This is a genomic window from Sphingomonas sp. LT1P40 (assembly GCF_036663835.1).
Taxonomy (GTDB): domain Bacteria; phylum Pseudomonadota; class Alphaproteobacteria; order Sphingomonadales; family Sphingomonadaceae; genus Sphingomonas.
The window spans coordinates 2,159,640-2,183,663 of the sequence record NZ_JAXOJT010000001.1 but is presented as its reverse complement, the minus strand read 5'-3'; the positions used below and the strand labels follow the sequence as shown (position 1 = coordinate 2,183,663).

Here is a 24,024-nt window from a genome sequence, read left to right as displayed (position 1 = left end):
TCCGGAATCAGATGGCCTGGCCGTTATGTGCGCGCTGCGGCCTCAGCGAAATCTTGGGAAAAGAGTGGCAGGGGAAGCGGAAGCCTCCCCTGCCAAGGGGTGCTTCATCAGAACTTCAGGCGCGCACCGGCATAGAAGCGGCGACCGATCGGGTCGAAGCTGCCGTTCACGTTACCGGCGACGCCGGTGTAGAGCGGCGGCCGCTCGACATCGAACAGGTTCTTCACGCCGACGAAGAACTGCATCGTGTCCATGACTTTGAAGCGGACCTGGGCATCGGTGTAGATGATGCTGTCGATCGCGAAGAGCTCCTTGTCGGGCAGCGAGCCATCGGCGAGCACGTAGCGCGTCTGGAAATTCTCATAATCCAGATAGGTCTTGCCGATATATTCGCCGCTGACGGTAAAGCCGACGGTGTCGTTGTCCCAGCTGATGCTGGCGCTTGCCGCATCCTTCGGTGTGCCGAGTTCGCCCATCGAATTGTCATAAGGATCACCCGCGAGCGGGGTGTTCCCCTTGGCCAGCAGATGAGTCCATGATGTCTGGAAATTGGCTCGGCCGCCGAACGTCTCCATGGTGTAGGACAAGGTGAAGTCGAGGCCTTCAGTCTTGCTGCCGCCGCTGTTGACCAATGCGCGGACGACCTGTTCCACCGAACCGGCGCTGAACGCACCGTTGGCGGTCGAGCGACGGGTGACGAACTGACAGAATTCGTCGACGCCCTGGACGTAGCATTTGTTCAGCACCGTCGCCTGGCTGATGCGGCTGATCGCATCCTTCAGCTTGATGTTGAAATAGTCGGCGGTGAAGGTCAGGCCGCGCAGCGCGTCGATCGACACCGGGTTGATCACCACACCGGCGGTGTAGGTCGTGGCGGTTTCCTCCTGAATGTTCGGGTTCGACGCGGTCAGGCTGCCGACGCCCTGCTGATCCGGGACGGTCAGCGTGAACGACCCGTTCGCCTGGATGTTGGTGAGCACACCCGGTGCTGCGCGGCAATTGACGGCGGTGGCGCTGGTGCTGGCCAGCGTGACGCCCTGACACGGGTCAGTGATCGAGATGATCCCTTGCTGCGGTGCCTCGAACAGCTCGCCGATATTCGGTGCACGGACGGCATGGGCGTAGACGCCGCGGAAGCGGATGTCCGGCACGGGCGACCATTCGACACCGCCATTATAGGCATAGAAGGTGCCGACGGTCGAATAGTCGGAGACACGCGCCGCGCCGCGCAGCGTGAGGTTGTGGAAGAATGGCTGATTGGTCAGCAGCGGTACGACGACTTCAGCATAGGCCTCCTTGACGCTGAAGCTACCGACCGTGTCGGTCGCCTGAGTATAGCCGTTGCGCGCCTGGTTGGTCAGCGGATCGAACGTGTCACGGCTGGCTTCCTCACGATATTCAAGGCCCGCCGCCAGCTGCACCGGACCACCGGGAAGCTGGAACAAGGTGCCGCTGAGGTTGAGTGCGGCAGCATGCATGTCCTGGAAGGCGTGGGCCTGATAGCTGGCCTTCACATAGTTGATCGCTTCCTGCGAGATCTTGCTCGTCCCGTTGGCGTTGAGGCCGAACGGATTGAACGGCACGCAGCCATTGGCGCGGGCATTGGCATCGAGACAGATCGCATCGGTGGTGCTGCCGTTGCGGTTGACGTCATAGATGTCGGACACGACCTGAACCGCGTTGGCGACATTGTAGAGGTTGGCGAGGCCAGTCATCGTCGTGTCGGAACGGGTGGAGCCATAGCTGTAATAAGCGTCGAGGTTCCAGCCGCCGCCGAGATCGACATCGGTGCCGAGCGCGATGCGGAAATTGTCGCGCTGTGTGGTGACGGCGCGGGTGCCGTCCCCGAACATCGTCGTGCGCAGCAGGAAGCTGACGTCCTTCAGCCCGTCGCCGGTGCGGTCATTGGCGGCATTGTAAACCGCGTCGGACACGAACGGATTGCGCACGATCGTCGTCACACCGCCGGGGCCGAACACGCGGTGTTCGATGTTGAAATAGCCATTGGCGTTGCCGGGCGCGTTGAACGCACCCAGCGCGCCGTCGGTGCGCAGTGGCGAGGCCTCCAGATAGCCCTTGGTATCGACGCGGTTATACGTTCCTTCGAAGAACACATTGACGCTGTCGGAGACGTCATAGTTGGTGCGCACCGCAAAGGTCAGGCGCTCGACCGGCGAGGCGATCGCGCCGAATGCCGCGCGGTTGAAGCCGTCACGCGTCGCATCATAGGCGCGCACGCTGCCGTCCGGATTGATGATGCGGTTGCCCGCACCGGCGATCGAGAAGACGCCACCGGGTCCGACGTTCGACGGCGCGTAGAGCGGCACGAACAAATTCTGCGCGGCGACCAGATTGGCGGCGCTGGGGGTGCCGACGCGCTGGGTGGTGCCGAGGCTGGTATAGTCAAACGCCGAGAATTCGCGCGCCGTGTTGAGGATCGCGCCTTCGCGCTGCCAGCCGACATACACCATCATGTTGCCGTCGCCGTTCGCGAAGTTGCGACCGAAGGTGGCGTTGGCCGAGTAGTTATCGTCGTCGCCGCGCTCCGAAATGCCGGACTGGATGCTGGCGCGGAACCCTTCGAAATTCTTCTTGTAGATGAAGTTGACCACGCCGGCGATTGCGTCCGAGCCATAGACGGCGGAGGCACCGCCGGTCAGCACATCGACGCGCTCAACGAACGACGAGGGGATCATCGCCAGATCGACGATGCTCGACCCCGGCGACCCGGCGACCGTGCGGCGACCGTCGATGAGGACGAGCGTGCGCGAGGCACCCAGGCCGCGCAGATCGACCGTCGCGCGACCGGGACCGGTGCCGAACGTGCTGGTCGTGCGGCTGGCACCGGGCGGACCGAAGGCAGGGTTCTGCTGGAGAACCTCCTGAATGTCGATTGCGCCCTTATTCTCGATATCCTGCGCCGTGACGACCTGAATCGGCGAGGGCGAGGTCAGGGTCGGGCTGCGGATGCGGCTGCCGGTGACGACCACGTCCTGTTCGACCTCTGCCGATTGTGCGGCCTGTTCGGCGGGCGTCTGCGCGATCGGCGCGGCGTCCTGTGCCTGTGCGGTGGTGGCGGCGAGCAGCGTGACGATGCTTGCCCCGGTCAGCAACAATCCGTGACGGATGCTGCGCGAATAAGTTGGTGATGTGTTGTTCATTTTCCCCACTCCTTCCCTTGTTCAAGGTTTATGCGAGGCACTTGATGTGCCCCTGATTTAGTCGGGCGTTTGCCGCCTCTTGATCGTTTGATGTCGTGTGTTTCAGCCGGTTTCGGTGGCCTCTGCGCTGGCGATTACGGTGGCGACGGCGTGTCGCCAGCGGGCGCGGACGGCGTCACGCCGCTCCGCTGAAAGGCGCGGCTCGAACCGGTCGGGCGATGCGCCGGTGCCGGGTTCAGCGATGCCGAGTGCCTGTGCCGCGAGCCGGGCGACGCCGAGTGCACTGGCCTCCGCGATTGCAGGGCGGACGATGCCTCGGCGCAGCAGATCGGCGAGCAGTTGCGCGAGCAGCGGGTTGCGCGCCGCGCCGCCGTCGATCGACAATTCGGGCAGGGCGATGCCCAGATCGGCCTCGATCGCGTCGAGCACGTCGCCGATCTGGAGTGCGATTGCCTCCAGCGTAGCGCGGGCGACATGCGCGGGGCGGGTGGCGAGCGTCATGCCCGAGATCGTGCCGCGTGCCGCCGTCTGCCAGTGCGGTGCGCCGAGACCGGCGAGCGCGGGGACGAACACGACGCCGTCGCTGGTTTCGACGCTGGTGGCGAGGGCGGTCAGCGCTTCCTCGTCAGCGAGACCAAGCAGTGTGGTGGCGAAGGCGGCGGCGTGGCCGGAGACGGAGATGTTTCCTTCAAGCGCGTGCTGGACGGTGCCATCGCCGCGGCTCCAGGCGATCGTGCCGGACAGGCCGTGCGAGGAATGGACGCGGGCGGCGGTGGCGGCCATCAGCGAACTGCCGGTGCCGATCGTCGCCTTGGCGCGGCCCGGTGCGTCGATGCCGTGCGCGAACAGGGCGGCGTGGCTGTCGCCGAGCATCACTTGCACCGGGGTGCCTGCGGGTAATGCGGTAAGGCCGGGGGCGACGGTGCCGAAACCGCCGTCGGACGGTGCGATGCGCGGCAGGATGTTCAGCGGCACATCGAAGATGCGTGCGAGTTCGCCGTCCCAATCGAGCGTGTCGAGGTTGAACAGCTGCGTGCGGGAGGCATTGCTGTGGTCGGTTGCGTGGACCGTGCCGCCAGTGAGGTTCCACAGCAGCCAGCTATCGACCGTGCCGCATTTGATTTCGCCCGCCGCTGCGCGGTCACGCGCGCCGGGGATCGAGTCGAGCAGCCAGGCGATTTTCGCGGCGGGGAAGAGCGGGTCGATGCCGAGGCCGGAACGCGCGGCGATTTCGTCCGCATGACCGGCGGCGCGGAGCGCGGCGCAGCGATCGGCGGAGCGCTGGCACTGCCAGATCACGGCGGGGGCGAGCGGGCGACCTGTGGCGGTTTCCCAAAGAATGACGGTTTCGCGCTGGTTCGAGATGGCTAGTGCGGCGACTGTTACATCGGGGGCGGCGGCGACCAGTTCGGCGATGAGGGCCGCGACCGCTTCCCAAATATCGGACGCGGATTGTTCGGCCCAGCCCGGCTGCGGATAGCTGACCTGCATCGCGCGCGAACGCGACGCCAGCACCGATCCGTCAGGCGCGACCAGCAGCGCCTTGGTATTCGTCGTCCCCTGATCGAGGGCAAGGATGACGGGGCCGGTCATCAGTTGCCCCGTGCGCCCAGCAGGTCGCGCGCGGCCGCGGCGATGCCGTCGGCGGACAGGCCGAAATGCTCCATCAGCCACTTCGCCGAACCGGTCGGCAGGAAGCCGGGAAAGCCGATCATGCGCATCCGTGTCGGGGCGTGCTGCGCGCAGTACTCCGCAACCGCACCGCCAAGGCCACCAGCGGCGAGGCCCTCTTCGGCAGTGACGATCGCGCCGGTCGCGGCGGCGGCGGCGATGATATCGGTGTCAATCGGCGAGACGGTTGCCATGTTGATGACGCGCGCAGCGATCCCTTCCTCCGCCAGCGCTTCGGCGGCGGCAAGCGCGCGGTGGACCAATGTGCCGTTGGCGATGATGGCGATGTCGCCGCCGTCGCGCAGGACTTCGCCCTTGCCGATCTTGAACGCCGGGTTTGCGCGTGCCAGTTCAGGCACCGGCATGCGGCTGATCTTGATATAGACCGGGCCGTCGAATGCTGCGGCGGCCTTGATCGCCTCAGCAGTCTCCCACGGGTCCGAGGGCACGATCACGGTCAGCTTGTCGATGGCGCGCAGCCATGCGACATCCTCGATGCTGTGATGCGTGGCACCCAGTTCGCCATAAGCGACGCCGGACGAGATGCCGCACAACTTCACATTGGCTTCGGCATAGGCGCAATCGACCTTGATCTGCTCCATCGCACGGGCGGTGAGGAAGCAGCCGGCACCACTGACGAACGGAATCTTGCCGCCGTTCGCAAGGCCCGCGCCGACGCCGACCATATTCTGTTCGGCGATGCCGACATTGACCAGGCGCGTGGGAAAACGGTCGCGGAATTTGCCAAGCTTGGACGAGCCGACCGAATCATTGACCACGGCGACGATGCGGTCGTCGTTGGCGGCGAGTTCCTCAACTGTGCGGACATAGGCGTCGCGGCAATCGAACATTGCAGGACCTTGGGCGGGGGCGGTGACGTCCTTCACGATTTCAGTTCCGCTTCGAGTTCGCTCAGCGCCTGTGCATATTGATCGGCATTCGGGACGCCGTGATGCCAGCCAGCCTGATTCTCCATGAAGCTGACGCCGCGACCCTTGATCGTGTCGGCGATGATGACGCGGGGCTTGCTGCGCGGTTCGGCTGCGGCGTCGAATGCGACGAGCAAGGCCGCGTGGTCGTGGCCGTTGACGCCGACGACGTCCCAGCCGAATGCGCGCCATTTGTCGGCGAGCGGTTCAAGCCCGTTGGTATCCTCGGTCCCCGCGCCCTGTTGCAGGCGGTTGCGATCGACGATGACGGTCAGGTTGCCGAGACCGCGGTGACCGGCGAACATCGCCGCTTCCCACATGCTGCCTTCCTGCAACTCGCCATCGCCAGTGACCACGAAAACGCGATAATCGGCATTGTCGATCTGCCCCGCGACGGCGATGCCGACCGCGACTGGCAGCCCATGGCCGAGCGGGCCGGTATTGGTTTCGATGCCGGGCAGGTATTTCCGGTTGGGGTGACCGTTGAGCCGCGATTCTGGCTTGAGATAGCTATCGAGTTCGGCCTCCGGAAAGAAACCCGCCCCGGCCAGCGCCGTGTAAAGTGCGCCGGTGCAATGACCTTTGCTCAATACGAAACGGTCGCGGTCCGGGGCGGTAGGGGAGGACCCGTCGATACGAAGAATGTCGAAATAGAGGGCAGCGACGATGTCGGCGGACGAAAGGTCGCCACCGGGGTGGCCCTGTCCGGCATCGACGATCATCTTGAGGAGGCGACGGCGCATCCAGTTCGCACGTGCACGAACGTGCGAAGCGCGGCTTTCCAACGTATGAAGGTGCGCGTCGGCGGACCGAAGCGTTCCCGGATGTGCCATTATTTTCCTCTCCTGCTGCAGGGAATAACCGTGAGTCGAAACAAACACAAGCCATTTGCTTACGATTGCTTTCGTTTGAAATGCCGCAATGCAAAAAAATTGACAGAATGCGAAAGTTTCCGTTACCCAATGCGCAAATCGCGCTGGTCACGAGGCTGGATGCGGATGGGAGCGGTAATGGCGACGGGCATCCTTCAGTTCCAGCATATCGGGCACGGCGCATGAGCGGCGGGTCACGATCCCGACTGCTCGGCGAAGCGCGCCGCGCGAAGATTCTGGAGTGGCTTCAGGAAGAAGGCAGCGCACGCGTCCGCACGCTCGCCGAGGCGTTCGACGTGTCCGAAGTGACGATGCGCCAGGACCTGGAGAAGATGGAGGCCGACGGCCATATCGTGCGCGAGCATGGCGGTGCCTTCCTGAAATCGGTGACGCAGCAGGTGCGGGCGATGGCGTTGCAGCATCTGGAGAATATGGATGCCAAGCAGCGCATCGGGCGCGCAGCGGCGGCATTGGTCGGCGATGGCGAGACCATCATCCTCGATTCGGGATCGACCACGACCGAGGTGGCGGCGCAGCTGGTCGGGCGGCACGACATGACCGTCATTACCAACGCGCTGAATATCGCGCTGATGCTGGGCGCGGAGCCGGGGTTCGACGTTCACATGACCGGCGGGCACTTCAAGGCACCGACATTGTCGCTGTCGGGCGAGCGTTCCGCCGATTATTTCCGTGGGCTGTTCGTGCAGAAGCTGTTCCTGGCGACGGCGGCGATCGATCTGGAGGCGGGGCTGACCTATCCGGCGCTGTCCGACATTCCGGTGAAACAGGCGATGATCGAGGCGGCAGAGCGCGTCATCTTGGTCGCGGATTCGAGCAAGATCGGCGCGCGTTCCTTCTCGGCACTGGGCGGGATCGACATGGTCCATGTGCTGGTCACCGACGACGGCATCCGTGATGCGGATCGCGCCGCGATCGAGGCGGTCGGCGTCGAGGTGATGATCGCCTGAATTTCCGAAGCAATTGGACGAGGATTGAAACGTGAGCGAGCAGAAATACGGCGCGGGAATCTGGCATTTCGCAACCTATGTCGATCGCTATGCGACCGATGGCTATGGCCCGCCGCGCACCTTGGTCGAGATGATCGATCTGGCCGGACAGGTCGAGCATCTGTCAGTGGTCGACATCAACTATCCGTTCGTCGATTCCAGCCTGTCGCTCGACACGGTCGAGGAAGCGCTGAAGCGCAACAATTTGTCCGTGATCGGCATCACACCTGAGATTTACACGCGACAGTTCGCCAAGGGCGCGTTCACCAACCCCGATCCCGGCATTCGGCGGCTGGCGAACGAGATGTGCAACGACGCCGCGAATGTCGTGCGGCGGTTCGGCGCGGATTACGTCAAATTATGGCCGGGGCAGGATGGCTGGGACTATCCGTTTCAGGTCGATCACCGCAAATTGTGGCAGCAGAGCGTCGAGGGGATTGGCGAACTGGCCAGCCAGAACCCCGATTTGAAATTCGTGATAGAATACAAGCCGCGCGAGCCGCGTTGCCATATGAGCTATGACAGCGTGTCGCGCACGTTGCTGGGGATCGAGCGCATGGGGCTCCCTAACGTGGGCATCCTGCTCGATTTCGGTCACGCGCTCTATGGCGGCGAAAGTCCGGCGGATTCGGCGCAGCTGGCGATCGACCATGGCCGGTTGTTCGGCATGGATGTGAACGACAATTTCCGCAGCTGGGACGACGATCTGATGGCGGGGTCGGTCCACCCGATCGAGCTGTTCGAATTCTTTTACACGCTGCGCAAGAACAAGTGGGAGGGGGTGTGGCAGCTCGACCAGTTCCCGTTCCGCGAGGATTCGCTGGACGTCGCCAATGGCGCGATCAGCTTCCTGAAGGGGATTGAGCGCGCGCTCGACAAGCTGGATTTCGAGGCGATGCAGGCGGCGCAGGATCGGCACGATGCGGTGACCGCGCTGCGGCTGGCGCGCGACGCGCTGTTCTCGTCCTTCTGATGCGGCTGGTCAGCGCCCTTCTGCTCGCCAGCGCCGCCCAGGCGCTTGCGCAAAGCGAGACCCCGAAGATTCCGGCCTTTCCCGGAGCGGAGGGCGCGGGGCGTTTCTCCGAGGGTGGGCGCGGCGGGCGGGTGATTGCGGTCACCAATCTGAACGACGCTGGCCCTGGCAGTTTGCGTGCCGCGCTGGAGGCGGAGCGGCCGCGCACGGTGGTGTTCAACGTCTCCGGCACGATCGCGCTGAAGTCCGATATCGTCGTCACCAACGGGCGGCTGACCATCGCCGGGCAGACAGCACCGGGCGACGGCATTACGATCCGCGACCGCTCGCTCAACATCGCCGCGAACGATGTGGTGGTGCGTTACATCCGCGCGCGGCTGGGCGCGGCTTCGCGGACGCAGCAGGACGCGATCACGGTGACCAAAGGGCGGCGGATCATCCTCGACCATGTTTCCACCAGCTGGTCGATCGACGAGACGCTGTCGGCATCGGCGCATTACGACAAGCCGGGCGACGGGGTGTGGGACCTGACCGTGCAATGGTCGATTATTGCCAATTCGCTGCGCAAATCGAACCATGACAAGGGCGAGCATGGCTTTGGCAGTCTGGTGCGCGGCGCGCGCGGGGCGAAGATGAGCTGGCACCATAATCTGTGGGCCAATCATCTCGACCGGATGCCACGACCGGGCAATTACTCGCTGCCGTCGGAGGACGACAAGGGACCGATGATGGAGTTCCGCTCCAACATCTTCTACAATTGGGGCCGCGAGCGGGCGGGCTATAACTTCGATGTTTCGACGCACAACCAGTATAATTTCATCGACAATAGCTACATCGCCGGGCCGGACAGCAAGGGTGATGTGGCGTTCGAGGAGCAGAACCAGCTGGCGCGCGCCTGGTGGTCGGGCAACAGCATGAACGGGGTGATCCCGGCGGATCAGAAGACGCTGGTGCGGGGCAATATCCCAACCGGTTACTGGCTTGCGGCACCGCTGGATGTCGGTGCGGTCGCGAGCGATCCGGCACCGCGCGCTTATGCGCGGGTGTTGGCCGGAGCGGGTGCGTCGCTGGTGCGCGATGCGGTGGATTTGAAGGTGGTTGCCGGGGTGCGCAACAAGACCGGGCGGATCATCGATAACGAGGGACAGGATGGTGGCTGGCCGGTGCTGCGGTCCGGGACCGCGCCGGTCGATAGCGACGATGACGGCATGCCCGATGCGTGGGAACGCGCGCGCGGGCTGGACCCGGCGCGGGCCGACGGAGCGGCCGATCGCGACAAGGATGGCTATAGCAATCTGGAAGAGTATTTGAATGAGCTTGCTGCCGGGAAAGGGCCTGCGTGATCATCTCGTCCGCCAATGATTTCCGCGAAGCCGCGCGGCGGCGGCTGCCGCGCTTCCTGTTCGATTATGCCGATGGCGGTGCCTATGCCGAAGAGACACTGCGCCGCAACATAAGCGATCTGTCCAGCATCGCGCTGCGCCAGCGGGTGCTCAAGGACGTCGCGTCGGTCGACCTGTCGACCACCCTGTTCGGCCGCGACGTGAAGCTGCCTGTCGTGCTCGGTCCCGTCGGCATCAGCGGCATGTATGCGCGGCGCGGCGAGTTGCAGGCGGCACGTGCGGCCCGGTCGCGGGGCATCCCGCTGTGCCTGTCGACCGTGTCAATCTGTTCGATCCCGGATGTCGCCCAGGCTGCCGACCCTTTCTGGTTCCAGCTCTATGTGCTCCGCGACCGCGGCTTCATGAAGGATCTGATCGCCACTGCCAAGTCATCGGGTGCCGAAGCGATGGTGTTTACCGTCGACATGGCCGTCCCCGGCGCGCGGTATCGCGATGCGCATTCGGGCATGTCCGGGAGAAACGGCCCGCTGAAGCGCATGCTGCAGGCCGTCACTCACCCGCGCTGGGCATGGGATGTCGGGCTGCATGGGCGGCCGCATACTCTGGGCAACCTCAAGCCGGTGCTGGGCAATAACAGCGGGCTCAACGATTACATGGGCTGGCTCGGCAAGAATTTCGACGCGTCGATCCAGTGGAAGGACCTCGAATGGATCCGCGCCGAATGGGGCGGACCGTTGATCCTGAAAGGCATCCTCGACCCTGATGACGCACGCGAAGCCGCCGCGATCGGCGCTGACGGCATCGTCGTGTCGAACCATGGCGGCCGTCAGCTGGATGGCGTTCTGTCGAGCGCGCGCGCGCTGCCCGGTATCGCCGATGCGGTGGGCGACCAGCTGACGGTGCTGGTCGATGGCGGGGTGCGCAACGGGCTGGACGTGGTGCGGATGCTCGCGCTGGGTGCAAAGGGCGTGCTGCTGGGCCGCGCGTGGCTCTATGCGCTGGCGACATCGGGTGAAGCCGGTGTCGCGAAACTGCTCGATTTGATCGCGCGCGAAATGCACGTCGCAATGACGCTGACCGGCGTCAACAATATCGACGCGATCGACCGGTCGATCCTGGCTGAGGACGTTAAATGAAATTGCTCGAAGGCAAGACCGTGCTGGTCACTGGTGGTTCGACCGGGATCGGCCGGGCGGCGGCGATCGGCGCGGCGCAGCACGGCGCGAACGTCGCGATCAACTATGCGTCGAGCGACGACAAGGCGGCATCGTGCATCGCCGAGATCGAGGCGCTGGGGCAGCGCGGGCTGGCGGTGAAAGGCGATGTCGCTTTGCCAGAGACGGCGAGCGATTTCGTGGGACAGGCGGTCGCGGCATTCGGACGCGTCGATGTGATGGTGTCGAATGCCGGTATCTGCCCGTTCCACGCGTTTCTGGACATACCGGTCGAGACGGTAGACCGCACGTTTCGCGTGAACCTCCACGGTGCCTATTATATGGTGCAGGCGGCGGCGAACCAGATGGTTCGCCAAGGTGAGGGCGGCGCGATCGTCGCGGTCTCGTCGATCTCGGCTTTGGTCGGCGGCGAGTTTCAGACGCACTACACACCGACCAAGGCGGGCGTGCATTCGCTGATGCAATCCGCCGCCATCGCGCTGGGCAAGCATGGCATTCGGTGCAATTCAGTGTTGCCGGGCACGATCCTGACCGAGATCAACAAGGACGATCTGGCCGACCCGGACAAGCGCGACCGCATGACCGCGCGCATTCCGCTGGGGCGGCTGGGCGAGGGCGAGGATCTGGCGGGGCCGATCATTTTCCTCGCGTCTGACATGGCGGCCTATGTCACCGGTGCAGCACTGCTGGTCGATGGCGGCGCGTTCGTGAATTTGCAGTGAGCCTGACCATGCCCGTCCCCGACGCCGCGACATTGTCGCGGCGGACGGAGATCGTGGCGGCGATGCGCGCAATCGTGCCGGGTGAGGGGGTGGTCGACGATCTGGAGTCGCTGCGCCCGTGGGAGAGCGATGCGCTGACCGCCTATGCGCAAATCCCGCTGGTGGTGGTGTTGCCGGAGACGGTGGAACAGGTCGCGGCGGTGCTGCGCTGGTGCCATGCCAATCGGGTGAAGGTCGTGCCGCGCGGGGCGGGCACGTCGCTGTCCGGCGGGGCACTGCCACTGGCCGACGGCGTGCTGCTGGGGATGGCGAAGTTCAATCGCGTGATCGACATCGACTATGCCGATCGCGTGGCGGTGGTGCAGCCGGGGGTGACCAATCTGGCGATCACACGCGCGGTGGAGGATGCCGGATTTTACTATGCGCCCGATCCGTCGAGCCAGATTGCGTGCACCATCGGCGGCAATGTCGCAGAGAATTCGGGCGGGGTTCATTGCCTGAAATACGGCCTCACCACCAACAATGTGCTGGGCGTCGAGCTGGTGACGATCGAGGGGGAGGTGTTGCGCCTTGGCGGGCGCGGGCTGGACCCGGCGGGCCTGGACTTGCTGGGCGTGGTCGTCGGCTCCGAAGGGCTGCTGGGCGTGGTGACGGAAGTGACGGTGCGGATTTTGCCGCGCCCGCAAACCGCGAAAGCGCTGCTGATCGGCTTTCCCAGTGTCGAGAGCGCGGGCGTTTGCGTGGCGGCGGTGATCGGCGCGGGGATCATTCCGGCGGGGATGGAGATGATGGATCGCGCCGCCGTCCACGCCGCCGAAGCGTTTGTGAAGGTCGGCTATCCGCTGGATGTCGAGGCGTTGCTGATCGTCGAGCTGGACGGGCCGGATGCCGAATGCGGGTTTCTGGTCGGCGAGGTCGAGGCGATCGCGCTGGCGCATGGCGCGGTGTCGGTGCGGGCGTCGGCGGACGAGAGCGAGCGCGTGGCATTCTGGGCCGGGCGCAAGGCGGCGTTTCCGGCGGCGGGGCGGCTGTCGCCCGATTATTACTGCATGGACGGCACGATCCCGCGACGGCGATTGCCCGAGGTACTGACGCGGATGAAGGCGCTGTCCGAACAGTACGGGCTGGGCGTCATCAACGTGTTTCATGCCGGCGATGGCAATCTGCATCCGCTGATTTTGTATGATGCGAACAAGCCGGGGGAGCTGGACGCGGCGGAGGCGTTCGGGGCGGACATCTTGCGGGTGTGCGTCGAGGTCGGCGGGGTGCTGACCGGTGAGCATGGCGTGGGGGTCGAGAAACGCGACCTGATGCCGGTGATGTTTTCACCCGTTGACCTAGCGCAGCAACAGCGGGTGAAACGCGCGTTCGACCCGGAATTGCTGATGAATCCGGGGAAGATGTTTCCCGAGTTGCACCGCTGTGCCGAACTCGGGCGGGTGCACGTGCATGGTGGCAAAGTGCCGTTTCCCGAACTGCCGCGATTTTGATGTTGCGGCCTGATTCCATCGGAGAATTCTGTGAGATCGTCGCGGCGGGCGGGAAGCTGCGGCTGCGGGGCGGCGGGACCAAGGATGTGGTTGGTGCGCCGACTGAGGCGACGGTGGTCGATATGCGCGGCTTTGCGGGAGTGGTGGATTACGACCCGCCGGAGCTGGTGCTGACGGTGGGGGCGGGGACGCCGCTGGCCGAGGTGCAGGCGCTGGTCGCGGGCGAGGGGCAGATGCTCGCGTTCGATCCGTTCGATCATGGGGCGATGCTGGGGAATGCTGGGGGTGCGACGATTGGTGGCGTGATTGCGGCGGGCGTGGCGGGACCGGCGCGGCTGTCGCGGGGCGGTGCGCGCGATCATTTGCTGGGGTTTACAGCGGTGTCGGGGCGAGGCGAGAAGTTCGTAGCGGGGGCGAAGGTGGTTAAGAACGTCACCGGTTACGACTTGCCCAAGCTGGTGACGGGAAGCTGGGGGCGGCTGGTGGCGCTGACCGAAGTGACGCTGAAGGTGCTGCCGCGTCCGGTGATGTCGCGGACACTGGTGATGCGCGGGCTGGATGCGCGGGGAGCGGTCGCGGCGATGGCGGGGGCGATGGGATCGGCGGCGGAAGTGTCGGCGGCGGCGCATTTGCCGAACTGGGATGGCGGCGCGGTGACGGCGGTGCGGCTGGACGGGTTTCCGGCTTCGGTGGCGGCGCGGGCGGCGATGTTGGCGGGGTTTGAGGCGGTCGATGATGCCGGATTGTGGGATGCGGTTCGCTTTGCCGCGCCGCTGGACGCCGCGCGTCCGTTATGGCGGCTGATCGTCGCGCCGGGGCGTGCGCCGGATGTGGTCGCGGTGTTGCCCGATACGGACTGGCTGTTCGACTGGGCCGGCGGGTTGATCTGGCTGGCGAGCGAGGCCGATCCGGCGACCGTGCGCGCGGCGGCGGAAGCGGCGGGGGGTCATGCGATGCTGTTCCGGGCGGATGCGGATGTGCGGGCGCGGGTGCCTGCGCTGCACCCGCAACCGGGGCCGCTAGCGGCGCTGGAGGCGCGGGTGCGGCGGGCGTTCGATCCCGATGGCGTGTTCGAGATTGGACGCTTTTGATGCGGACGAACTTCACCTCCAAGCAGCTGGCCGATCCGGCGATGGCGGCATCCGAAAGCGCGATCCGCGACTGCGTGCATTGCGGGTTCTGCACCGCGACCTGCCCGACCTATGTGCTGCTGGGCGACGAGCTTGATAGCCCGCGCGGGCGCATCTACCTCATTAAGGACATGCTGGAGAATGAGCGCCAGCCGGGGCCGGAGACGGTGAAGCATATCGATCGCTGTCTGTCGTGCCTGGCCTGTACGACGACCTGTCCGTCAGGCGTGGATTACATGCATCTGGTCGATCACGCCCGGGCGTATATCGCCGAGCATTACGAGCGGCCGTGGCATGAGCGGTTGATCCGCAGCGTGTTGGCGGCGGTGCTGCCTCATCCGGCGCGGTTTCGTGCGACATTGCGGCTGGCGAGGCTGGGGCGACCGTTCGCGCCGCTGTTTGCGCGGGTGAAACCTCTGGCGGCCATGCTGGCGATGGCACCGGATCGGGTGGCCGCAAAGGCGGATGCGACCAGCGCGATCGTGCCGGGCGCGAAGGGGCGGGTCGCGCTGTTGCAGGGTTGCGCGGAGCCGGTGCTGAAACCCGAATATCGCGCGGCGGCGGTGCGGTTGTTGAACCGCGCGGGTTACGACGCGGTGTTCGCGGCGGGCGAAGGCTGTTGCGGCGCGCTGGTGCATCATATGGGGCGGGAGGGCGACAGCCTGGATGCGGCGCGGCGTAATGTCGATGCGTGGATGCGGGAGATCGAGGGCGATGGGCTCGCCGCGATCGTGGTGACCGCGTCCGGGTGCGGGACGACGATCAAGGACTATGGCTTCATGCTGCGCAATGACCCGGATTATGCGGCGAAGGCGGCGCGGGTATCGGCGCTGGCGAAGGATATTTCCGAGCTGTTGATCTGCGCCGATCTTCCGCGCGGGGATGGGCGCGGGCTGACCGTCGCCTATCACGCGGCGTGTTCTTTGCAGCACGGGCAGAAGGTGACCGAGGCACCGAAGCGCCTGCTGGCGGCGGCGGGCTATGTCGTGCGGACGCCGGTCGAGGCGCATCTGTGTTGTGGATCGGCGGGGACGTACAACATCCTGCAGCCAGAGATTGCCGGGCAATTGGGTGCTCGGAAAGCGGGAAATCTGGCGCGGTTGCAGGCGGATGTGATTGCCACCGGCAACATCGGCTGTGCAATGCAGATCGCACGGTTCGGGGAAACGCCGGTGGTGCATCTGGTCGAGCTGCTCGACTGGGCGACGGGTGGTCCTGCACCGACCGGAATGAGCGCTCAACTGGCTTGACCAATTAGTACTATAATATTTATATTGACCGCCGTGACGGGGTGCGGTTGCAGCCCGATTCCATGACATACGCGCCGGTCACGGTGGGTTCGGGAGAGTGCCGGGATGAAAGCCCGTTCGATCATGCTGGCGACGCTGGCCGCGCTGATGGCCAGCCCGGCGCTGGCCCAGACGACGCCGCTGACGGTATCGGCCAACCAGCGCTACCTCGAAGCAGGCGGCAAGCCGTTCTTCTGGATGGGTGATACCGCCTGGCTATTGCTTAGCCGCCTGAACCGCGACGAAACCGAACACTATCTGACCACGCGCAAGCGGCAGGGATTCAACGTCGTGCAGGTGATGGTGCTGCACACCAACAAGATGACCAACCGCTATGACGCGCCCGCGCTGATCGAAGGCGATCCGGGGCGGCCACGCACGACGCCGGGACGCGATCCGGCCAAGGCCGGGGAATATGATTATTGGGATCATCTGGACTGGGTGGTCGAGCGTGCTGCGGCGCATGGCATTTACGTCGCGATGGTGCCTGCCTGGGGCGATCTGGCGATGGAGCGCCAGCTGAACGAGAAGAATGTCGAAAGCTATGGCCGCTTCATGGCCGAGCGCTACGGCAAGAAAACCAACATCATCTGGCTGAACGGTGGCGATACGCGATCCGAAATGCGCAATGCCGTGTGGGACAAGCTTGGCGTTACGATCAAGAAGACCGCGCCGAAGCAGTTGATGACGTTTCATCCGATCGGGCGGACGACATCGTCGTGGCAATGGCATGATGCGCCGTGGCTGGACTTCAACATGTTCCAGTCGGGGCATCGTTCCTACGCGCAGGAAGGCGCGAACGCGATCGGCGAGGACAACTGGCGCTATGTCGCGCAGGATCTGGCGCGCGTGCCGCCCAAGCCGACGATCGACGGTGAGCCGAGCTACGAGAATATCCCGCACGGGCTGCACGAGGCGAACCAGCCGCGCTGGGGTGCGGACGATGTGCGGCGTTATGGCTGGTGGGCAGTGATGGCTGGCGCGTTCGGCCACACCTATGGCGAGAACAACGTCATGCAGATGTTCGTGACCGGATCGAAGGACGCGAATTTCGAGCCGACCCTGCATTGGGACAAGGCGCTGGCGGCACCCGGCGCGTTGGGCGCGGATCAGATGCGGCATCTGCGCACGCTGATCGAATCGCGACCGATGCTGGAGCGGGTGCCGGATCAGGCGATGATCGTTGGCAACGGCGTGCGCTACGATCGCGTGCTGGCGAGCCGGGGGCGCGGCTATGCCTATGCGTACTCATACACCGGTGCGCCGTTCACGATGAAGCTGGGGGCGATTTCGGGGCGGCAGGTGCGCGCGTCGTGGTTCTCACCACGCGACGGCAGTTCGACGCCAGCGGGCGTGTTCGCCAATCGCGGCGAGCGACGCTTCGATCCGCCAGGGGCGACGAAGCCCGGCAATGACTGGGTGCTGGTTCTCGACGGGGTGGCGAAATGAGCGAGGGGAAGTTCGTGGGGCTGTCGAAGATCAAATATGTCCGCGCCTATACGGTGCGCGGCGGCGGGGCGGATTATCACGATCAGCGCGCGGGGCACTGGATCGACGATCATATCGCGACGCCGATGGCGCGCTATCCGGAGTATCGCCAGTCGCGCCAGAGCTTTGGCATCAACGTGCTGGGCACGCTGGTGGTCGAACTCGAAGCCGAAGACGGCACGATCGGCTTTGCAGTGACCACCGGTGGCGAGCCGGCCTGCTTCATCGTCGAGAAGCATCTGTCGCGCTTCCTGATCGGCCGCAGCCCGGCGGAGTATGAGAAGATCTGGGACCAGATGTATTTCTCGACCCAATATTACGGGCGCAAGGGGCTGGTCATCAACGCCATTTCTGGCGTCGATCTGGCGATCTGGGACTTGCTGGGCAAGCTGCGCGGCGAGCCGGTCTATCACATGCTGGGCGGCGCGGTGCGCGACGAGCTGCAATTCTATGCGACCGGCGCGCGACCCGATCTGGCCAAGGAGATGGGGTTTATCGGCGGCAAGCTGCCGCTGCATCATGGCCCGGCGGAGGGGCTCGAAGGCCTCCAGAAGAATATCGAGAACCTCGCCGACATGCGCGCCAAATGCGGCGACGATTTCTGGCTGATGCTCGATTGCTGGATGAGCCTCGACCTCGATTATGCCACCCGCCTCGCGCATCGCGCATGGGACGAATGCGGGCTGAAATGGATCGAGGAAGCGCTCTCGCCCGACGATTATTGGGGTTATGCAGCGCTCAAGAAGAATGCGCCAAAGGGGTTGCTGGTCACCACCGGCGAGCATGAAGCGACGCGCTGGGGCTTCCGCATGTTGATGGACATGGATTGCTGCGACATCATCCAGCCCGATGTCGGCTGGTGCGGCGGCGTGACCGAGCTGATGAAGATCGCCAATTATGCCGACAGTCGCGGCGTGATGATGGTGCCGCACGGCTCATCCGTTTACAGCTATCACTTTGTGGTCACGCGCCACAATTCGCCGTTCGCCGAGTTCCTGATGATGCACCCCGGCCCCAGTGAAGTGGTGCCGATGTTCGCCCCGCAATTGCTGGGCGAGCCGGTGCCGGTGAATGGCAAAATTCGCGCATCCGAACTCGACAAACCCGGTTTCGGCGTCGAACTCAACCGTGAGATCACGCTCCACCGACCCTATTCGAACTGAGAGAGACGAGACCCATGAAACTATGCCGTTATGGTGCCGCCGGTGCCGAGAAGCCCGGCCTGATCGACGCCGATGGCCGCATTCGCGACCTGTCCAACTATGTGTCCGATATCAACGGCAAGACGCTGTCGAAAGAGACGCTGGCCAACCTGCGGGCGGTCGATCCGGCGACGCTGAAGCTGGTCGAGGGCGAGGTGCGTTATGGCGCGTGCGTCGCCGGTACGAAGCAGTTCGTGGCGATCGGCCTGAACTATGCCGATCATGCGGCGGAATCGAACCTGCCGATTCCGGAAGAGCCGGTCGTGTTCAACAAGTGGGTGACGTGCATTCAGGGGCCGAACGACCCGGTCACGATCCCGAAGGATTCGAAGAAGACCGACTGGGAAGTCGAGCTGGGCATCGTGATCGGCACGCGCGCCACCTATGTCGAGGAAGCCGACGCGCTGGATCATGTCGCGGGCTATTGCGTCGTCAACGACGTGTCCGAACGCCATTGGCAGACCGAGCGCGGCATGACGTGGGACAAGGGCAAGGGGTTCCCGACCTTTGGTCCGGTCGGTCCGTGGATGGTGACGGCGGATGAGGTCGGCGATCCGCAGAATTTGTCGATGTGGCTCTCGGTCAACGGCAAGCAGGTGCAGAACGGCAATACGAAAACGATGATCTTCACCGTTGCGCAGATCGTGTCATATCTCTCGCAGCTGATGACGCTTGAGCCGGGCGACATCATCACCACCGGCACGCCGCCGGGCGTCGGGCTGGGGCAAAAGCCGGAGCCGTGGTATCTGAAGGCCGGCGACGTCGTCGAACTGGGTATCGAGAAGCTGGGCGAGCAGCGCCAGGACTTCGTCGCATGGGCGCCGTCCAAGTGAGCGTCTATGAGGGACGCTTCGAGGGTCGCACGGCGATCATCACCGGCGGCGCGTCGGGGCTGGGCAAGGCGGTCGCCGCGCGGATCGTCGCCGAAGGCGGCACGGTCGCCCTGTGGGACCTGAACGCGGATGCGCTGGCAGCGGCAAAGGCCGAGGTCGGCGCGAGCGACGTGCAGGCGCTGGACGTGTCCGATCTGGCAGCAGTCGAAGCGGCGGCGCAGGCGAGCGCGGCGGCGCTGGGCAAGGTCGACATACTGGTGTGTTCCGCCGGGATCACCGGGGCGACGGTGCCGGTACATGAATTCCCGGTCGACAGCTGGCTGCGCGTGTTCGACATCAACGTCAACGGTCTGTTCTATTGCAACCGCACGATCTTGCCGCTGATGCTGGCGAACGGCTATGGCCGCATCGTCAACATCGCGTCGGTCGCCGGCAAGGAAGGCAATCCCAACGCCAGCGCCTATTCCGCGTCGAAGGCGGCGGTGATCGGGCTGACCAAGTCGCTGGGCAAGGAACTGGCGGGCAAGGGTGTCATCGCCAACACGCTGACCCCGGCGACGTTCGAGAGCCCGATCCTGGCGCAGCTGCCGCCGAGCCAGGTGGACTATATGCGCTCCAAAATCCCGATGGGTCGCCTTGGCGAAGTGCATGAGAGCGCCGCGATGGTGTGCTTCATGGCGAGCGAAGAGTGCAGCTTTACCACGGCATCCACGTTCGACACGTCGGGCGGACGGACCACCTTCTGACATGAAGCCGCGCCCGCCTTTGGTCGATCCGCACGTCCATCTGTGGGACCTGGCGCACATCCGCTATCCGTGGCTGACCGGTCCGTTCGACAGCGACAATCCCAATGGCAGCGTCGAGGCGATTGCGGTCGATTATCCGCTCGACGCCTATCTGGCGGATGCGGTGGCGTGGGATGTGCGCGGGATCGTGCATATCGATGCGGGGGCGGATGCGGGCGACGCGCTGAAGGAGACCGAGTGGCTTCAGGCGACCGCCGATATGCGCGGAATGCCGAACGGGATCGTGGCGTTCGCGGCGCTCGACGATCCGCAGGTCGAGAACCTGCTGGCGGCGCATGTTTGCCATGCGAATGTTCGCGGCATCCGACACATCATTAACTGGCATCCCGATCCGGCGCGGAGCTATTCGCCCGCTGATGTGACGACGACGTCGGCATGGATGCGCGGGTTCGGGTTGTTGGCGAAATTTGGGCTGAGCTTCGACTTGCAGGCCTATCCGGGGCAGTTCGCGCATCTGGCGGCGTTGATCGCCAAGCATCCCCATACGCAGGTGATCCTCAATCACACCGGCATGGCCATCCCCGGCGACGCGGATGGCTGGGATGTGTGGCGGCGCGGGATGGCGGCGTTCGCTGAATTGCCGAATGTTGCGGTCAAGATTTCGGGGATGGGCTTTACGTGGCGTGAGTGGACCGTCGAACAGGCGCGGCCCTATGTGCTGGAGACGATCGAACTGTTCGGGACCGAGCGCGCGATGTTCGCGAGCAATTTCCCGACCGACAAATTGTTCGGCAGCTTCGATCACGTGTTCGATGCCTATGACGCGATCACGGCTAATTTCCGTGACGATGAGCGGGCGGCGCTGTTCGGCGGGAATGCCAACCGTATTTATCGATTGGGACTGGAACTCTAGATGCGCGTTGTCGATCTTCACGCCGAGTATACGGTCGATCTGATCGGGACCGAAGTACGGCATCCGCGCCTGTCATGGCGGATCGAGGGTGCGGACAAACAGACCGGTTACCGTATTCGTGCGGCGGTCAGTGTCGCGGCGTTGGCTGCGGGCGACTTGCTGTGGGACAGTGGCGACGTGCCGGGCGATGCGACGTTCGACATCCCTTATGGCGGGGCTGCGCTGGTTTCGATGCAGCGGGTTTGGTGGACGGTTCAGGTCAATGGCAAAGCCGTGTCCGATCCGGCATGGTTCGAGGCGGGGTTGCTGTCGCCGGACGACTGGCGCGGCGAGTGGATCGAGGCGGAGGATGACGCCGCCGCCGCCGATCGCGCGGCGGGCGTCAGCTGGGTCTGGGGCGAAACCTCGCTGGATGCGCGGCCGCATGCGTTCCGGCTTGATTTCGATGCGCCGGCCGATGTCGTTCGGGCGGAGGTGCTGATCGCGGGCAAGGATCATCTGCGCGGCGTGTGGGTCAATGGGGTGAAGTCCGCGCTGGACTGGCATTTCGACTGGGACACCTATCTGCCGTTCTGGGGCACGCTGGCGCCCTATGACGGGGCAGTGACGCCGGGGCGCAACAGCGTGTGCGCGCTGGTCGAGGCGGATACGACCGGGTTCTTCCCGGTGGATGGCGGGGCGTTTGCGGCGCTGGTGCGGCTGCACCACGCGGATGGCAGCGTCGAGCGGATCGTCGGCACGGCGTTTCGGGTGATGCCGGATGCGCCGGATGGCTGGATCGAGCCGGGGTTCGACGCGAGCGGGTGGGCAGCGGCGGTGCCGAGCACGTCATGGGCGCAGGGGGACCCGCGACCCAGCGAACCGGCAATGCTGTTGCGGACCGAGTTCGACGTGCGCCGGCCGGTCGTCGCGGCGCGGCTCTACGCGACGGCGCTGGGGGCGTATGACGCGCGGATCAACGGACAGCCGGTGTCCGACGCGATCCTGGCGCCCGAGATGAGCGTGGCGAGCCGCCATGTCATGTATCAGAGCTATGACGTGACTGCGCTGATCGCGGAGGGCGCGAATGTGCTGGGCGCGACGGTGGGCGATGGCTGGTATGCCAGCGCGTTCGGCTGGCGGATCGAGCGATATGGCTTCGGGCCCGCACCGCGCCGGTTCCGCGCAATGCTGCGCGTCGATTATGCCGATGGCTCACAGGACTGGGTGACGACCGGGCTGGGCTGGCGGATCGCGCCGTCGCCGGTGCTGAAGTCCGAGATTTACGATGGCGAGACGGTCGATGCGCGGCTGGCGCAACCGGGCTGGGACGCGAGTGGGTTCGACGATGCGGCATGGGGCGAAGCGAAGATCGGCGTCGCGCCGAATGCCGCGTTGATCGCGCAGACCTCGCCAACGCTGCGGCGCATGGGGACGCGGCGGGCGGTATCGGTGAGCGAGCCGGTGCCGGGGGTTCATGTGTTCGACTTCGGCCAGAATTTCTCGGGCTGGGTGCGCGTCCGTGCGCGGGGTGCGGCGGGCACGACGATTACCGCGAAGTTTGCCGAATTGCTCAATGCGGATGGGACGGCGGACCTCGCCAATTTGCGGCTGGCCAAGGCGACCGACCGCTTCATTCTGGCCGGGACCGGCGACGAGGCGTTCGAGCCGACTTTCACCTATCATGGCTTTCGCTATGTCGAAGTGACGGGCTATCCCGGCGAGCCGACCGCCGACGATGTCGAGGGCGTCATCGTGCACAGCGATTGCCGCGAAACCGGCACGATGACATTTCACGACGCGCCGTTGCTTCAGCGCATTTTCGACAACGCCATGTGGAGCCAGCGCTCGAACTTCTTCAGCGTACCGACCGATTGCCCGCAGCGTGATGAGCGCATGGGGTGGATGGGCGACATTCAGGTGTTCCTGGACGCTGCCGCATTCAACATGGAGGTCGATCCCTTCATCCGCCGCTTCCTCCTCGAAGCGCGCGCGGCGCAGCGCGACGACGGGGCCTATCCGATCGTGGTGCCGCAGCCTTTGTCCTTCCCCAATGTGGTGACGGCGGGGTGGAGCGAGGCGGGGATCATCCTGCCGTGGCAGCTGTGGCAGCGTTACGGCGACACGGCGGTGATCGACGAGAATTGGGACGCGATGGCGGGCTGGATGGCCTATGTTGCGCGGAATAATCCCGACCATATGTGGCGCGCGGATCGCGGGCTCGATCTGGGCGACTGGCTGTCGGTCGATGCGATCAAGCCGGATGACGAGACGACGCCGCGCGTGTTGTGCGCGACCGCCTATTGGGCGTGGTCCGCCGAGTTGATGGCCGAGATGGCGGAGGCGAGCGGGCGTGATGCGGACGCGGCGCGCTACCACGATTTGCGGGCCGCGATCGGTGCCGCTTATGCCGCCGAGTTCGTGCGTGCGGATGGCGTGTGCGGCAATGGCAGTCAGACGAGTCAGGTGTTGTCGCTGGCGTTCGGGCTGGTGCCGGAGGATCGACGCGGGGCGGCAGCGCGGGTGCTGGCGGACGAGATTCGCGGGCGCGGCATGAAGTTGTCGACCGGGTTTCTGGGGACGACCTATCTACTCGACGTGCTTGCCGATGCCGGGCTGTGGGACGAGGTTTCGGGACTGTTGCTGCAGACCGGCTATCCCAGCTGGGGCTATATGCCGGAACAGGGCGGGACGACGGTGTGGGAGCGCTGGAACGGCGACACCGGCGATCTGAGCATGAACAGCTATAACCATTATGCCTTTGGTGCGGTGGTCGGATTTTTCTATCGGCGGCTGGCGGGCATCGCGCCCGCCGCGCCGGGGTTCCGACGGATCGCGGTGCGGCCGGTGTGGCTGGCCGAGGTTGGTCGAGTTTCGGCGCGCTATGACTCGCTGGTAGGCGTGATCGCGACCGAGACGGGTGGCGACGCCGATGGGCTGAACCGGCTGGTGTTGACCGTGCCCGGGAATGCGGTGGCCGAGGTGGAATTGCCTGCAGGTTCATGGCGCGGCTTGCCCGATAACATCCAGGAAATTGATGGCCTGATCCGGTTCGAGATCGGGTCCGGCACGCACGAATTTACACGATAAGGGGATCGACC

The 24,024-nt window shown here is 64.9% G+C and carries 18 protein-coding genes; 14 read left to right on the top strand and 4 right to left on the bottom strand.

The features are described 5' to 3' along the window. Positions 1–107: 107 nt before the first annotated feature. The 4 genes from U1702_RS10795 to U1702_RS10780 form a co-directional block, all read right to left on the bottom strand. Complete coding sequence (locus U1702_RS10795; RefSeq protein WP_332724264.1) at positions 108–3,161, bottom strand: TonB-dependent receptor domain-containing protein; 3,054 nt, start codon at positions 3,159–3,161, stop codon at positions 108–110. Positions 3,162–3,263: 102 nt separating this feature from the next. Then, positions 3,264–4,754 (bottom strand): FGGY family carbohydrate kinase, encoded by a 1,491-nt coding sequence (locus U1702_RS10790; RefSeq protein ID WP_332724262.1) that lies wholly within the window; start codon positions 4,752–4,754, stop codon positions 3,264–3,266. After that, positions 4,754–5,719, bottom strand: coding sequence for a transketolase family protein (locus tag U1702_RS10785; protein ID WP_332724260.1), 966 nt, complete (start codon positions 5,717–5,719; stop codon positions 4,754–4,756). Before U1702_RS10785 ends, U1702_RS10790 begins: the two co-directional genes overlap by 1 nt. Then, positions 5,716–6,504: a transketolase gene (locus U1702_RS10780; RefSeq protein ID WP_332724259.1), complete on the bottom strand. Its 789-nt coding sequence runs from the start codon at positions 6,502–6,504 to the stop codon at positions 5,716–5,718. The genes U1702_RS10785 and U1702_RS10780 overlap by 4 nt, the downstream gene beginning before the upstream one ends. 311 nt (positions 6,505–6,815) lie before the next feature. Here U1702_RS10780 and U1702_RS10775 point away from each other — a divergent pair, with 311 nt between their 5' ends. From U1702_RS10775 to U1702_RS10710, 14 genes are all read left to right on the top strand, one after another. Continuing rightward, entirely contained in the window at positions 6,816–7,601 is a 786-nt protein-coding gene (locus tag U1702_RS10775; RefSeq protein WP_332724257.1) for a DeoR/GlpR family DNA-binding transcription regulator, read from the top strand. Positions 7,602–7,632: 31 nt separating this feature from the next. Further along, positions 7,633–8,613 (top strand): sugar phosphate isomerase/epimerase family protein, encoded by a 981-nt coding sequence (locus U1702_RS10770; protein WP_332724256.1) that lies wholly within the window; start codon positions 7,633–7,635, stop codon positions 8,611–8,613. After that, positions 8,613–9,956: a pectate lyase family protein gene (locus U1702_RS10765; protein ID WP_332724254.1), complete on the top strand. Its 1,344-nt coding sequence runs from the start codon at positions 8,613–8,615 to the stop codon at positions 9,954–9,956. The genes U1702_RS10770 and U1702_RS10765 overlap by 1 nt, the downstream gene beginning before the upstream one ends. Next, a complete protein-coding gene (lldD, locus tag U1702_RS10760) occupies positions 9,953–11,092 on the top strand; it encodes an FMN-dependent L-lactate dehydrogenase LldD (RefSeq protein ID WP_332724252.1) in 1,140 nt (379 codons plus the stop codon). Before U1702_RS10765 ends, lldD begins: the two co-directional genes overlap by 4 nt. Beyond that, entirely contained in the window at positions 11,089–11,853 is a 765-nt protein-coding gene (gene lra1 / locus U1702_RS10755; RefSeq protein ID WP_332724251.1) for an L-rhamnose 1-dehydrogenase Lra1, read from the top strand. Before lldD ends, lra1 begins: the two co-directional genes overlap by 4 nt. A gap of 8 nt (positions 11,854–11,861) precedes the next feature. Beyond that, positions 11,862–13,343: an FAD-linked oxidase C-terminal domain-containing protein gene (locus U1702_RS10750; protein ID WP_332724249.1), complete on the top strand. Its 1,482-nt coding sequence runs from the start codon at positions 11,862–11,864 to the stop codon at positions 13,341–13,343. Then, the gene (gene glcE, locus U1702_RS10745; RefSeq protein WP_332724248.1) at positions 13,343–14,434 is read left to right on the top strand and encodes a glycolate oxidase subunit GlcE; all 1,092 of its coding nucleotides are present in this window, start codon (positions 13,343–13,345) and stop codon (positions 14,432–14,434) included. The genes U1702_RS10750 and glcE overlap by 1 nt, the downstream gene beginning before the upstream one ends. Then, entirely contained in the window at positions 14,434–15,723 is a 1,290-nt protein-coding gene (glcF, locus tag U1702_RS10740; protein WP_332724246.1) for a glycolate oxidase subunit GlcF, read from the top strand. The genes glcE and glcF overlap by 1 nt, the downstream gene beginning before the upstream one ends. Positions 15,724–15,828: 105 nt before the next feature. Beyond that, positions 15,829–17,211: a glycoside hydrolase family 140 protein gene (locus U1702_RS10735; protein ID WP_332724244.1), complete on the top strand. Its 1,383-nt coding sequence runs from the start codon at positions 15,829–15,831 to the stop codon at positions 17,209–17,211. Then, positions 17,208–18,413 carry an L-rhamnonate dehydratase gene (rhmD, locus tag U1702_RS10730; RefSeq protein WP_332724242.1) on the top strand — a complete coding sequence of 402 codons (1,206 nt, stop codon included), beginning with the start codon at positions 17,208–17,210 and terminating at the stop codon, positions 18,411–18,413. The genes U1702_RS10735 and rhmD overlap by 4 nt, the downstream gene beginning before the upstream one ends. A 14-nt stretch (positions 18,414–18,427) precedes the next feature. Continuing rightward, positions 18,428–19,285 carry a fumarylacetoacetate hydrolase family protein gene (locus U1702_RS10725; protein WP_332724240.1) on the top strand — a complete coding sequence of 286 codons (858 nt, stop codon included), beginning with the start codon at positions 18,428–18,430 and terminating at the stop codon, positions 19,283–19,285. Then, a complete protein-coding gene (locus U1702_RS10720) occupies positions 19,282–20,031 on the top strand; it encodes an SDR family NAD(P)-dependent oxidoreductase (RefSeq protein WP_332724684.1) in 750 nt (249 codons plus the stop codon). The genes U1702_RS10725 and U1702_RS10720 overlap by 4 nt, the downstream gene beginning before the upstream one ends. A gap of 1 nt (position 20,032) precedes the next feature. Then, positions 20,033–20,944, top strand: coding sequence for an amidohydrolase family protein (locus tag U1702_RS10715; protein WP_332724238.1), 912 nt, complete (start codon positions 20,033–20,035; stop codon positions 20,942–20,944). After that, on the top strand, positions 20,945–24,013 hold the full coding sequence (locus U1702_RS10710) for an alpha-L-rhamnosidase (RefSeq protein ID WP_332724236.1): 3,069 nt from the start codon (positions 20,945–20,947) through the stop codon (positions 24,011–24,013). It abuts the gene before it with no gap. Positions 24,014–24,024: the final 11 nt, after the last annotated feature.